Here is a 12,855-nt window from a genome sequence, read left to right as displayed (position 1 = left end):
GCGAGCTTGCTCGCGAAAAGCGTCAACGATAACGCGGGCATCCTGGATAAACACAGCGCCCTCAGGTTTTTCGCGAGCAAGCTCGCTCCTACAGTTTTTCGCGTGCAAGTCGATAACGGTCTATAGATCGTCATCCCTGATCCACAGAAGGTTTTTATGTCCACCACCAAAGCCCGCGCAGATTCACTCTCGCTTCTGCTCTTTACCTTGCGCAGCGGCAAGCTGATGGCGATCAACCTGCTGAAAGTCAGTGAAATCATTCCCTGCCCGCCGCTGACCAAGCTGCCGGAGTCGCACCCCTACGTCAAAGGCATCGCCACCTTGCGCGGCACCGCGTTGTCGGTGATCGACCTGAGCCGCGCCCTGGGGGAAATGCCCCTGCAAGACCCGGACGGCGGCTGCCTGATCGTCACCGATGTAAGCCGTTCCAAGCAGGGCCTGCATGTGCAGGCGGTAAGCAAGATCGTGCACTGCCTGACCACCGACATTCGCCCGCCGCCGTTTGGTTCCGGCGGTACGCGTTCGTTTATCACCGGCGTGACCCAGGTCGAAGGCGCCCTGGTGCAAGTGCTGGACATCGAGAAAGTCATCCACGGCATCGCCCCGGCGCAGATCGAAGCGGCGCCCACCGACCTGACCATGGAAGAAGCCGAAGTGCTGGGCAACGCCCGAATCCTGGTGGTGGACGACAGCCAGGTGGCGCTGCAGCAGTCGGTGCACACCCTGCGCAACCTCGGCCTCACGTGCCACACCGCCCGCAGCGCCAAGGAAGCCATTGACCGTTTGCTGGAGCTGCAAGGCACCGTCGAGCAAATCAACGTGGTGGTCTCGGACATCGAAATGTCCGAAATGGACGGCTACGCCTTTACCCGAACCCTGCGGGAAACCCCGGACTTCCAGGACCTTTATGTGCTGCTGCACACCTCCCTGGACAGTGCGATGAACAGCGAAAAAGCCCGCTTGGCCGGCGCCAATGCGGTACTCACCAAGTTTTCTTCGCCGGAACTGACCAAGTGCCTGGTGGTAGCCGCCCAGACCGTGGCGCAACAGGGCCTGTGACCGGTGGGTGAATATTTCCAGCTGCTGCGCCGCGACCTCACCGGCAGCCTGCCCGCCCCGCAGTGGCCGGCGGATATCCAGCTGGATCATTACCGCGAAGCCATGGCCCCGGCGATCCATGCGGTATTGAGCCTGGCCCAGGAACAAGGCGGCGGACGGGTCGGCTCCCTTGAGCACTGGCGCCAGCAGTTCGTTACCGATGCCGAGTTCGACCCCAAACTGTGCCTGGTGGCGAGTAACGCCAGCGGCATCCTGGGTGTGTCCCAATGCTGGACCAGCGCCTACATCAAGAACCTGGCCATTCACCCCTGTGCCCAGGGCATGGGGTTGGGCCGTGCGTTATTGCTGCACACCTTCCAGGTGTTCAAGCAACGCGGCGAAGCGTTTGTCGACCTCAAGGTGCTGGAGTCCAACTTGCGGGCACGGCAGCTGTATGAACGTGCGGGCATGGTGTTTGTGCTTCGCGACCTTGTCCCCGAGGACTGACGGCGCTGGCGCATAACTTGCTTTGCACAGAGGCAGAACGGTGAACAGAGGCAAAAACCCGCCACCGTTCATGAGTGCCTTCTGACCTTGCCTGGTGACAGACCCTCCATGAATACCCATTTTTCCTGCGTCGGTTGCGGCAAATGCTGCACCGACCACCATGTGCCCTTGACCCTCGAAGAAGCCCGCAGCTGGGCGGCTGACGGCGGTAATGTCATCGTGCTGGTGGAAGGTTTCCTGGGCAGTGGCCTGGGGCTGCCCGAGTTGCAACGTGACCACGCACAACGCCGTTCCGCCATCGTGCCCAGCGGCAATACCGAGGCGTATGTGGCAATCACCTTTGCCGCCTATAACGCCGGGCGCTGCCGGAATCTTGACGAAGACGACCGTTGCCGCATTTACGAGCGGCGGCCGTTGGTGTGCCGCATCTACCCGATGGAGATCAATCCGCACATCCCGTTGAACCCGGGCGCCAAGGACTGCCCGCCGGAATCCTGGGAGCAGGGGCCGGCGCTGATCGTGGGGGGCGAGTTGATGGATAAGGAGCTGGCCGAGTTGATCCGCCGCTCACGCCAGGCTGACCGCGATGATATCCAGGCCAAGGAAGCCGTGTGCGGGTTGCTGGGCATCCATACCACGGCGCTCAAGGGCGATGGGTTTACCGCGTACTTGCCCGACATGGGCCTGTTTGCCCAGGCGATCGAGTTGGCGACGCAAGAAGTCGTGCAGGCCAATGAGTGGGTGTTTCATGTGTCCGGGATGGACATTGCCGAGCAACTGCTGGATGCCGGCGCCCGGATTGCCACCGAGGTGCCGGCGAACTACGCCTTCATTTCATTGCGGGCGGCTTAAGCGCTAGCGCCGCTTGCCCCAGAACTCCTCCGCCAACCGCCGCAAGTCATCCGCCAGCCCCGCCACGTCCCCTGAGCTGAGCTGGCTCTGCTGGCCAGCGCTGACCGTCACTTCCCCGGCATTGCGAATGCCGATGATGTTGCGGTTGATGTCCTCGCTCACCGCACTCTGTTCTTCCACCGCCGCCGCGATCTGCTGGCTCATGGCGGTAATTCGGGTCACTCGCTGGCTGATCCCATCCAGTGCGGCAGCGGCGCGCTGGGCCTGATCGACGCTGGCCTCGACATGCTGGCTGCTTTGCGCCATCGCCTGCACCGCATCCCGGGCGCCGCCTTGCAGGGTGCTGATCATGCGCTGGATCTCATTGGTCGAATCCTGCGTACGCTGGGCCAGGCCTCGTACCTCATCGGCCACCACAGCAAACCCGCGTCCTTGCTCCCCGGCCCGCGCCGCTTCGATGGCGGCATTCAGCGCCAGCAGGTTGGTCTGTTCGGCAATCGCCCGGATCACTTCCAGCACCCCGGAAATATCGCCACTGTGGCTTTCCAGTTGATGGATCACTGCGGTGGCCCGCGCCAGTTCCTCGGACAAACGCAGCACCGCGTCGCGGCTTTCATCCACCCGTTGATGGCCCTCGCGGGTTTCGCTGCCGGCCTGGTCAGCGGCCCTGGACGCCTGCAGCGCGTGCTCGGCGACTTGCGCCACGCTGGCGGCCATTTGATTGATCGCGGCGGCGACCTGATCCGTCTGGGTCTGTTGGCCGAGGCTGCTGGTGTGGCTGCTGTCCAGTTGTTGCACCAGCGCCGCGGCATGGCCGGACAGACGTTGCGACGCATCGCCAATCCGGCCGACCACTGCGCCCACCTGGGCCTCCAGCATCTGCATGGCAAACTCGATACGCCCGAACTCGTCCTTGCGCCCGGTGTAGATCGCCTGGCTCAGCGGGTTATCGGCAATCAGCCGTGCCCGCTGGTTCAACTGTGCCAGGGGCCGTAACAAGCCATGCACACCCGCTACCCCCACGGCGCAGGCCGCCGTTCCCGCCAGCAGTTGCCAGGTCAGCGGATAAGTCGCCAGCCCAAGGCCCAATGCCCAGGTTGCGGCGCAAGCCCCGAGGACCCATGCCGACAGCTTGAAGGTCATGCCCACCACGGGCCGTGCTCGCCGAGTGCCGGCACGCAGGCGGGCATAGGCCCGTTCGGCCCGATGCACCCGCCGTGCATCGGGCTTGGTGCGCACCGATTGATACTCCACCGTCACGCCGTCCCGGGTGACCGGCGTGGCATAGGCACTGACCCAATAGTGATCGCCGTTCTTGCAGCGATTTTTCACCATGCCCATCCACGAGCGACCGCTTTTCAATACCTGCCACATGTGCGCAAACGCCGCGGCCGGCATGTCCGGGTGACGCAGCAGGTTGTGCGGCGTGCCCAGCAGCTCCTCGCGGGTGTAGCCGCTGATATCGATGAAGTCCTGGTTGGCGTAGGTAATTGCGCTGGTCAGGTCGGTGGTCGAGAGGATATTGGCGTCGGGGGCAAAATCCACATTTCGACCGGTGACCGGCAGATTGATCTTCATGGAAAAGCGCGCTCGTGATTGTTGGAGGAGTCGGCAGGGCGTCGACTCTAAGCGCACCGGTTGGGCAAATACTGATCCAGCTCATGTTCCGCGCAATTAATTGGCCATTACGGTCTGGAGAGCGGCGCGTCCAGCCGGTAGGGCTCGATGATGCGTTGGTATTCGCCGCTCTGTTTCAGTTGCTCGAGGGCGTGATTGAGGGCGCTGCGCAAGGCGGTGTCGGGCTTGCGCAGTGCGATCGCCACGCCGTTACCCAGCAGTTCGGTGGAGACGTGAGGGCCGAGGAAGTCGAAAACCTGACCATCAGCGGTGTCGAGCAGCGCCTCACGGATTTCCACGGTGCCTTGCAATGTTGCATCGATGTCGCCTGCCAGCAGGCTGCGGATCAACTCGTCATTGCGCCAGAATGCCTTGACGATGACCCCCTTGGGCGCCCACTTCGACAGGGCGAAGGCTTCGCGGTTGCTGCCCACCAGAACGCCCACGCGCTTGCCCTTCAGTGACCGTGGGGTCGGCTTCAACCCTGATGTCTTGCGGGCCACCAGGCGCGTGGTGATCGGATAAAGGTTATCGGTGAAATTCACCCGCTGGCGCCGTTTCAGTGTAGGGGCCATGCCCATGATCGCGTCGAATTGCCTGGCTTCAAGGGCGGGGAAGTTTTCCACAAGGACCTGGTCGACCCAGGTACACCGCACATTGAGCTGTATGCACAGGGCATTGCCCAGCTCGATGTTCAGCCCTGCAAGCTGGCCATGTTGATTGCGGCTTTGGAAGGGTGGAAATTGCGCAGCAACGGCGAAACGAATTTCATGCCGTGGTTGACCGCTGGCCGCAGTGGTGGAGAAAACGCTGGCCATCAGCGACAACAACAGCACGACACAGGTGCGTATCAGAACCACAGGGGACGTCCTTTTCCAGAAAACCAGCTTTACCACGCCCAGCCCCGAGCGAAAGAGTCGGGGCAAGCGGGTGTCATGCAAGCTTTCAAGAATTGGCCGCAGGCCTACAAGGCGAAACGTCAGTAACTGTTGTAGGCATAAATCTCCATTACGGAGGATTTATTACCGGTCAGCGCTTGCCCATCGAGCGACGGGTGCCGGGAGGCGCCATGCCCGGGCTCTTGGTGTGGCCGTTCTTGGCGCCGTTTTTGTACCACGGCTGGCTGGCGTTTTTCGCCCCGGCCAGTTCGCCCGGCTTGAACGGAAACTTGAACGCCGGGATCTCGGCCTTGGTTTCGCCTTCGACGCTGTCAGGGTTGGCCTGTTGGTCGATGTTGACCGCTTCAACAGCGGGTTGTGTCGGGGAATTCATGGTGGCTCCGGGGAGTACTGAAAATGACGCGGGCCCGACTTGCAGGCCACACCGCCGCGCAGTATACCTGCGCGCCTCGGATCTTTAACCACTGCTCGTACGAATGGTCGGACTTTACTGACGGCGCTGTCAGTTAGCAGTCACTTTGCTGACCCGGTTGGCGGGCTATAAAGAGCCTTCATTCTTCCGATCCTTTGCCCTGGCGCCTCACCCCATGCACATTCAACGAAAACCTGCCTTGATCGTGGGCGTCCTTGTGGTACTGGCCGTGGTTGCCTGGGTGGTGACCCGCCCGGCCAAGACCAAACTGACCGCATCGTCGGCGATCCCGGTGCGGGTGATCAGCGTCAAACAGCAGGACATCCCGCGGTTTGTCAGCGGCATCGGCTCGGTGCTGTCGTTGCACAGCGTGGTGATTCGCCCGCAGATCGACGGCATCCTTACCAAATTGCTGGTCAAGGAAGGTCAACTGGTGAAGGCCGGCGACCTGCTGGCGACCATTGATGACCGCTCGATCCGCGCCAGCCTGGACCAGGCCAAGGCGCAGCTCGGGGAAAGCCAGGCGCAACTGCAAGTCGCGCTGGTCAACCTCAAGCGCTACAAGGAACTGAGCATCGACGACGGCGTGTCCAAGCAGACCTATGACCAGCAACAAGCCCTGGTCAACCAGCTCAAGGCCACGGCCCAAGGCAACCAGGCCGCGATTGATTCGGCCCAGGTGCAGCTTTCCTACACCCAGATTCGCTCGCCGGTTACCGGTCGCGTCGGGATTCGCACAGTGGATGAAGGCAACTTCCTGCGCATGAGCGACACCCAGGGCTTGTTCTCCGTGACCCAGATCGACCCGATTGCCGTCGAGTTCTCCCTGCCGCAACAGATGCTTCCGACCCTGCAAGGCCTGATCGCCGCGCAACTGCCCGCCGACGTCAACGCCTACATGGGCGCCGACACCGACGGCCAGACCGGCGACCTGCTGGGGGAGGGCCGCCTGAGCCTGATCGACAACCAGATCAGCGGCACCACCGGCACCATCCGCGCCAAGGCCGAGTTCAGCAACGGCGCTCAGAAACTCTGGCCGGGGCAGTTGGTGACGATCCGCATCCAGACCGCCCTGCACAAGAATGCCCTGGTGGTGCCGCCTACCGTGGTGCAACGCGGCCTGGATTCGCACTTCGTGTACCGGCTCAAGGGTGACAAGGTTGAGGTGGTGCCGGTGCAGGTGCTGTACCAGAACAGCGACATGAACATCCTCCAGGGTGTGCAGGCCGGCGATGTGCTGGTCAGCGACGGCCAGTCCCGGCTCAAGGCGGGCGCCCAGGTCGATGTGCTCAAGGAGCCGCCGCAGGTGATCCAGACCGTTGATGCCAAGGTGCAGCCATGAGTGGCAGTCGTTCGCCGTCGGCCTGGTGCGTCGACCACCCGGTCGCCACCTTGCTGCTGACCTTCGCTTTGGTATTGCTCGGGATGATTGCCTTTCCACGCCTGGCCATCGCCCCACTGCCGGAAGCGGAATTTCCGACGATCCAGGTCAGCGCCACGCTGCCCGGCGCCAGCCCGGACACCATGGCTTCATCCGTGGCAACGCCGCTGGAGGTGCAATTCAGCGCCATCCCCGGCATGACCCAGATGACCTCCAGCAGCGCCTTGGGCTCCAGCCTGCTGACCCTGCAATTCACCCTCACCAAGAGCATCGACACCGCCGCCCAGGAAGTGCAGGCGGCGATCAACACCGCGTCCGGCAAACTGCCCAGCGACATGCCGAGCCTGCCGACCTGGAAGAAGGTCAACCCGGCGGACAGCCCGGTGCTGATCCTCAGCGTCAGCTCCGACAGCATGCCCAGCACCGAGCTGAGCGACTACGTGGAAACCCTGCTGGCCCGGCAGATCAGCCAGATCGACGGGGTCGGCCAGATCAACATTACCGGCCAGCAACGCCCGGCCATCCGGGTGCAGGCGTCGGCCGATAAACTCGCGGCCATCGGCCTGACCCTGGCGGACGTGCGCCTGGCGATCCAGCAATCGAGCCTGAACCTGGCCAAGGGCGCGATCTACGGCGAGAACAGCGTGTCGACCCTCTCGACCAACGACCAGTTGTTCCACCCCGAGGATTACGCCCAACTGATCGTGTCCTACAAGGACGGGGCACCTGTACAGCTGCGGGATATCGCCAAAGTCATCAACGGCTCGGAAAACGCCTACGTGCAGGCCTGGTCCGGCGACACCCCAGGCGTCAACCTGGTGATCTCCCGCCAGCCCGGCGCGAATATCGTCGAGACCGTGGACCGCATTCAAGCCGAACTGCCGCGCCTGCAAGCCATGCTGCCGGCCTCGGTGCAGGTCAGCGTGTTGACCGACCGCACCAAGACCATCCGCGCGTCCCTGCATGAAGTGGAAGTGACCCTGCTGATCGCCATCCTGCTGGTGGTGGCAGTGATGGCGCTGTTCCTGCGCCAGTTGTCGGCCACGTTGATCGTGTCCAGCGTGCTCGGCGTGTCGCTGGTGGCCAGTTTTGCCCTGATGTACCTGATGGGCTTCAGCCTGAACAACCTGACCCTGGTGGCGATCGTGATCGCCGTGGGGTTTGTGGTGGACGATGCGATCGTGGTGGTGGAGAACATTCACCGCCACCTGGAAGCGGGCCTCGACAAGCGCGAAGCCGCGATCAAGGGCGCGGGTGAAATCGGTTTTACCGTGGTCTCCATCAGCTTCTCGCTGGTGGCGGCGTTTATCCCGCTGTTGTTCATGGGCGGTGTCGTGGGGCGGTTGTTCAAGGAGTTTGCCTTGACAGCCACCTCGACCATCCTGATTTCGGTGGTGGTCTCGCTGACCCTGGCGCCGACCCTGGCCGCATTGTTCATGCGCGCACCAACCCATCATGCCCACGACAAACCCGGTTTCAGCGAACGCCTGCTGGCCGGCTATGCGCGCAATCTGCGCCGCGCCCTGGCCCATCAACGCACCATGGCCGCGATCTTCATGGTGACCCTGGCCCTGGCCGTGGTCGGCTACGTGTTTATCCCCAAGGGTTTCTTTCCGGTACAAGACACCGGCTTCGTCCTCGGCACCAGCGAAGCCGCGGCCGACGTGTCGTTCCCGGACATGGTCGCCAAGCACAAGGCAATCGCCGAGATCGTCAAGGATGACCCGGCGGTGGAAGCGTTCTCCCATTCGGTGGGCGTGACCGGCAGCAACCAGACCATCGCCAACGGCCGGTTCTGGATTGCCTTGAAAGATCGCGGGGATCGCGACGTGTCGGCCAGCCAGTTTATCGACCGGATCCGCCCGAAACTGGCGAAAGTGCCGGGCATCGTCCTGTACCTGCGGGCCGGCCAGGACATCAACTTAAGCTCCGGCCCCAGCCGCGCCCAGTACCAGTACGTGCTCAAGAGCAATGATGGCCCGACCCTGAATACCTGGACCCAGCGCCTCACCGAAAAACTGCGGGCCAACCCGGCGTTCCGCGACCTGTCCAACGACTTGCAGCTGGGCGGCAGCATCACCCACATCAGCATCGACCGTCAGGCCGCCGCGCGGTTTGGCCTCACCGCCACCGATGTGGACCAGGCACTGTACGACGCCTTCGGCCAGCGCCAGATCAACGAATTCCAGACCGAGATCAACCAGTACCAGGTGGTGCTGGAACTGGACACCCAGCAACGCGGCAAGGCCGAAAGCCTGAACTACTTCTACCTGCGCTCGCCGCTGACCAACGAGATGGTACCGCTGTCGGCGGTGGCCAAGGTCGACCCGCCCACCGTCGGGCCCTTGTCCATCAGCCATGACGGCATGTTCCCGGCGGCCAACCTGTCGTTCAACCTGGCACCCGGCGTCGCGTTGGGCGATGCGGTGATCCTGCTCAACCAGGCGAAGAATGAAATCGGCATGCCGACCACTATCATCGGCAACTTCCAGGGCGCGGCCCAGGCGTTCCAGAGTTCATTGGCCAGCCAGCCCTGGCTGATCCTCGCGGCACTGGTGGCGGTCTACATTATCCTGGGTGTGCTGTACGAGAGCTTCGTGCACCCGCTGACGATCATCTCCACCTTGCCATCGGCGGGGTTGGGGGCGCTGATCATGCTGTCACTGATGGGCCAGGACTTTTCGATCATGGCGTTGATCGGCCTGGTGCTGCTGATCGGGATCGTGAAGAAGAACGGTATCCTGATGATCGACTTCGCCCTGGACGCCCAGCGCGTACGCGGCCTGCCGCCCGAGGAAGCGATTTATGAGGCGTGTGTCACGCGGTTCCGGCCGATCATCATGACCACCCTGGCCGCCCTGCTGGGTGCGGTGCCGCTGATGCTGGGCTCCGGCCCCGGCGCGGAAATGCGCCAGCCGCTGGGTATCGCGGTGGTGGGCGGGTTGCTGGTGAGCCAGGCGCTGACGCTGTTCACCACACCGGTCATATACTTGTACCTCGAGAAGTTTTTCCACAGACCCAAACCAGCTCCCCAGCTGGCAATCACACACTGAGGCTGAGGCCCCGTCCTGGAACAAAAGGCTCATGCGTGTACTGATTATTGAAGACGAAGAAAAAACCGCCGACTACCTGCACCGCGGCCTGACGGAGCAAGGCTATACCGTCGACGTCGCCCGTGAAGGCGTCGAAGGGTTGCACCTGGCCCTGGAGAACGATTACGCGGTCATCGTGCTCGACGTGATGCTGCCCGGCCTGGATGGCTTTGGTGTTTTGCGCGCGCTGCGGGCGCGCAAGCAGACGCCGGTGATCATGCTCACCGCCCGCGAGCGCGTGGAAGACCGTATTCGCGGCCTGCGCGAAGGCGCGGATGATTACCTCGGCAAGCCGTTCTCGTTCCTCGAACTGGTGGCGCGCCTGCAAGCCCTGACCCGTCGCAGTGGCGGGCATGAGCCGGTGCAGGTGACCATCGCCGACCTGTGGATCGACCTGATCAGCCGCAAGGCCAGTCGCAACGGCGTTCGCCTGGACCTGACCGCCAAGGAGTTCTCGCTGCTCAGCGTATTGGCCCGGCGCCAGGGTGAAATCCTGTCCAAGACCTCGATTGCGGAAATGGTCTGGGATATCAATTTCGACAGCGACGCCAATGTGGTGGAAGTGGCGATCAAACGCCTGCGGGCCAAGCTCGACGGGCCGTTCGAACAGAAACTGCTGCACACCATCCGTGGCATGGGTTACGTGCTGGAGAACCGCAGTGTCGGCTAACTCCATCGCCCTGCGCCTGAGCGGCATGTTCACCCTGGTGGCGCTGCTGATCTTCCTGTTGATCGGCGGCGCGCTGTACCAGCAGGTGGACAAAGGCCTGGGCCTGCTGCCCGGGGCCGAGCTGGATGCGCGCTACAGCGTGCTGGAGTCTTCGGTCAATCGCTTCGGTACGCCGGACCATTGGGCGAAGATCACCGCCAAGCTCAAGTTGTTGGGAGAGGAAGACAAGCGCATTCGCTTCTGGGTGGTGAGCAGCGACCCGACCTACGAATACGGCAACCCGGACGCGCAGATTCGCGCCTTTGCCGCCGGCCCGACCGGCAAGCGCGACTTGCGCCTGCCGGGCCATGCCTACCCGTTCAAAGTATTGGTCAGCCAGTTTCCAGCCAAGGAGCAGCGCCCGCCGCTGCGTTTCCTGATCGCGGTCGACACCGAGAACTTCCGCGCCACCCAGCATCAACTGCTGGTGGCGCTGATCGGCCTGGCGTTTGTCGGCGTGCTGCTGGCCTCGCTGCTGGGGTTCTGGGTGGCGCGCATCGGTCTCAAGCCGCTGATCAAGCTGTCGGACGAGGCGCAGAAACTTGCACCGCCGAAACTCTCCGGGCGCCTGCAATTGTCGCCATTGCCGCCGGAGCTGAAGCAGTTCGTCAACTCCTTCAACTCGACCCTCGACCGGGTGGAACAGGCCTATTCGCGCCTGGAGTCATTCAACGCCGATGTGGCCCATGAGCTGCGCTCGCCGCTGACCAACCTGATCGGCCAGACCCAGGTGGCGCTGACCCGTGGGCGTTCGGCCGAGCATTATTTCGAGGTGCTGCAATCGAACCTCGAAGAGCTGGAACGGCTGCGCTCGATCATCAATGACATGCTGTTCCTGGCCAGTGCAGACCAGGGCAGCAAGGCCACCAAGCTGATCACCAGTTCGCTGGCGGATGAAGTGGCGACCACCCTGGACTACCTGGACTTTATCCTCGAGGACGCCCAGGTGCAGGTGCGTGTGACCGGCGATGCCCAGGTGCAGATCGAGAAGGCGCACTTGCGCCGGGCGTTGATCAACCTGTTGAGCAATGCGGTGCAGCATACGGCGCCTGGCCAGGTGATCGAGGTGAAGATCGAAGTGCTGGAGGACCACGTGGCGATCGGGGTGACCAACCCGGGCGATGAGATTGCCAGCGAGCATCTGCCCCGGTTGTTCGAGCGGTTCTATCGGGTGGACGCGTCCCGCAGCAATAGCGGGGCGAATCACGGGTTGGGACTGGCGATCGTCAAGGCGATCGCGTTGATGCACGGCGGAGATGTGTTTGTGCGCAGCGAGGGCGGCGGCAACACCTTTGGCATTACGCTGCCGGTGTAGCGGCTGCCCCCCTCAGTTACTCAGTCGTACCCCGCCCAAACTGCCACTTAGCTCATAGGCCGCCAGTTCCGCCTGATGCGCGGCCATGATTTCCGGCAGGGAGCTGCGCAGGTATTCCACCCACGTCTTGATCTTCGCATCCAGGTATTGGCGCGACGGGTAGATTGCGTACAGGTTGAGCTCCTGGGAGCGGTAGTTGGGCATCACCCGCACCAGGGTGCCGTTGCGCAGCCCTTCAATCGCCGCATACACCGGCAACAGGCCAACGCCCATGCCGCTGGTGATCGCGGTCTTCATCGCATCCGCCGAGTTCACCAGGAACGGTGAGCTGTTGATCGCCACACTTTCCTGGCCTTCAGGGCCATTGAACGACCATTTATCCAGCTGAATCACCGGGCTGACCAGGCGCAGGCACGCGTGGTTGAGCAGGTCGCTGGGCCGTTGCGCGCAGCCGTTGGCCTTGACGTAGGCCGGCGAGGCACAGGCGATGCTGTAAGTTATCCCCAGGCGCTGCGAGACAAACCCCGAATCCGGCAACTCGCTGGCGAGCACGATGGACACGTCGTAACCCTCATCCAGCAGGTCCGGCACGCGGTTGGCCATGGTCAGGTCAAAGGTCACGTCCGGGTGGGTGCGGCGGTAGCGGGCAATCGCATCGATCACGAAGTGCTGGCCGATGCCGGTCATGGTGTGCACTTTCAACTGCCCGGCCGGGCGGGCGTGGGCGTCGCTGGCTTCGGCTTCCGCTTCCTCGACATACGCCAGGATCTGCTCGCAACGCAGCAAATAGCGCTTGCCGGCCTCGGTCAGGGCGATGCGGCGGGTGGTGCGGTTGAGCAAACGGGTTTGCAGATGGGCCTCAAGGTTGGAGACCGCGCGCGAGACGTTGGCCGTGGTGGTATCCAGTTGCACGGCGGCGGCGGTGAAGCTGCCGGCTTCGGCCACACAACTGAAGGCGCGCATGTTTTGCAAGGTGTCCATTAAGGTGCTCTCAGGGGAGATGGCAAATTGTGACACGAAGTTGCAGGATCCA

11 protein-coding genes and 2 pseudogenes are annotated in these 12,855 nt (G+C 62.9%); 8 read left to right on the top strand and 5 right to left on the bottom strand.

Going from position 1 to position 12,855, the window contains the following annotated elements; genetic code table 11:
* Nucleotides 1-6: 6 nt before the first annotated feature.
* From HX805_RS32315 to HX805_RS10780, 4 genes and pseudogenes are all read left to right on the top strand, one after another.
* A pseudogene (locus HX805_RS32315) lies at nt 7-105 on the top strand (outer membrane lipoprotein carrier protein LolA); the annotation flags it as partial.
* A 51-nt stretch (nt 106-156) separates the two neighbouring features.
* Complete coding sequence (locus tag HX805_RS10790) at nt 157-1,059, top strand: chemotaxis protein CheV (RefSeq protein WP_177116864.1); 903 nt, start codon at nt 157-159, stop codon at nt 1,057-1,059.
* Between the two features lie 3 nt (nt 1,060-1,062).
* On the top strand, nt 1,063-1,545 hold the full coding sequence (locus tag HX805_RS10785) for an N-acetyltransferase (RefSeq protein ID WP_008434201.1): 483 nt from the start codon (nt 1,063-1,065) through the stop codon (nt 1,543-1,545).
* 108 nt (nt 1,546-1,653) lie between these two features.
* Nucleotides 1,654-2,397: a YkgJ family cysteine cluster protein gene (locus HX805_RS10780; protein WP_008434199.1), complete on the top strand. Its 744-nt coding sequence runs from the start codon at nt 1,654-1,656 to the stop codon at nt 2,395-2,397.
* Nucleotides 2,398-2,400: 3 nt separating this feature from the next.
* On the opposite strand, the gene HX805_RS10775 is transcribed toward HX805_RS10780, so the two are convergent.
* The 4 genes and pseudogenes from HX805_RS10775 to HX805_RS10765 form a co-directional block, all read right to left on the bottom strand.
* Nucleotides 2,401-3,447: a methyl-accepting chemotaxis protein gene (locus tag HX805_RS10775; protein ID WP_371132889.1), complete on the bottom strand. Its 1,047-nt coding sequence runs from the start codon at nt 3,445-3,447 to the stop codon at nt 2,401-2,403.
* A 246-nt stretch (nt 3,448-3,693) separates the two neighbouring features.
* Nucleotides 3,694-3,975: pseudogene (locus HX805_RS32575) on the bottom strand (PAS domain-containing protein); the annotation flags it as partial.
* A gap of 107 nt (nt 3,976-4,082) precedes the next feature.
* Nucleotides 4,083-4,874, bottom strand: a complete 792-nt coding sequence (locus HX805_RS10770; RefSeq protein ID WP_008434195.1) for a transporter substrate-binding domain-containing protein — start codon at nt 4,872-4,874, stop codon at nt 4,083-4,085.
* A gap of 169 nt (nt 4,875-5,043) precedes the next feature.
* On the bottom strand, nt 5,044-5,286 hold the full coding sequence (locus tag HX805_RS10765; protein WP_177080103.1) for a hypothetical protein: 243 nt from the start codon (nt 5,284-5,286) through the stop codon (nt 5,044-5,046).
* Between the two features lie 214 nt (nt 5,287-5,500).
* On the opposite strand from HX805_RS10765, the gene HX805_RS10760 reads away from it, so the two are divergent.
* From HX805_RS10760 to HX805_RS10745, 4 genes are read left to right on the top strand one after another with little or no spacing between them, the layout of a single operon-like run.
* Nucleotides 5,501-6,667 carry an efflux RND transporter periplasmic adaptor subunit gene (locus tag HX805_RS10760; RefSeq protein WP_003216249.1) on the top strand — a complete coding sequence of 389 codons (1,167 nt, stop codon included), beginning with the start codon at nt 5,501-5,503 and terminating at the stop codon, nt 6,665-6,667.
* On the top strand, nt 6,664-9,759 hold the full coding sequence (locus HX805_RS10755) for a multidrug efflux RND transporter permease subunit (protein ID WP_008434191.1): 3,096 nt from the start codon (nt 6,664-6,666) through the stop codon (nt 9,757-9,759). The genes HX805_RS10760 and HX805_RS10755 overlap by 4 nt, the downstream gene beginning before the upstream one ends.
* A gap of 31 nt (nt 9,760-9,790) precedes the next feature.
* Nucleotides 9,791-10,468 (top strand): heavy metal response regulator transcription factor, encoded by a 678-nt coding sequence (locus HX805_RS10750; protein WP_003216255.1) that lies wholly within the window; start codon nt 9,791-9,793, stop codon nt 10,466-10,468.
* On the top strand, nt 10,458-11,822 hold the full coding sequence (locus tag HX805_RS10745) for a heavy metal sensor histidine kinase (protein ID WP_003216256.1): 1,365 nt from the start codon (nt 10,458-10,460) through the stop codon (nt 11,820-11,822). Before HX805_RS10750 ends, HX805_RS10745 begins: the two co-directional genes overlap by 11 nt.
* Nucleotides 11,823-11,834: 12 nt before the next feature.
* Here HX805_RS10745 and HX805_RS10740 read toward each other — a convergent pair whose 3' ends face one another.
* Complete coding sequence (locus HX805_RS10740) at nt 11,835-12,803, bottom strand: LysR family transcriptional regulator (RefSeq protein WP_003216257.1); 969 nt, start codon at nt 12,801-12,803, stop codon at nt 11,835-11,837.
* Nucleotides 12,804-12,855: the final 52 nt, after the last annotated feature.

It is taken from the genome of Pseudomonas sp. G5001, from assembly GCF_013385475.1.
In the GTDB taxonomy this organism is placed as follows: domain Bacteria; phylum Pseudomonadota; class Gammaproteobacteria; order Pseudomonadales; family Pseudomonadaceae; genus Aquipseudomonas.
Note: the sequence above shows the minus strand (reverse complement) of the source record. Positions and strands in the feature narration are given on the sequence as shown.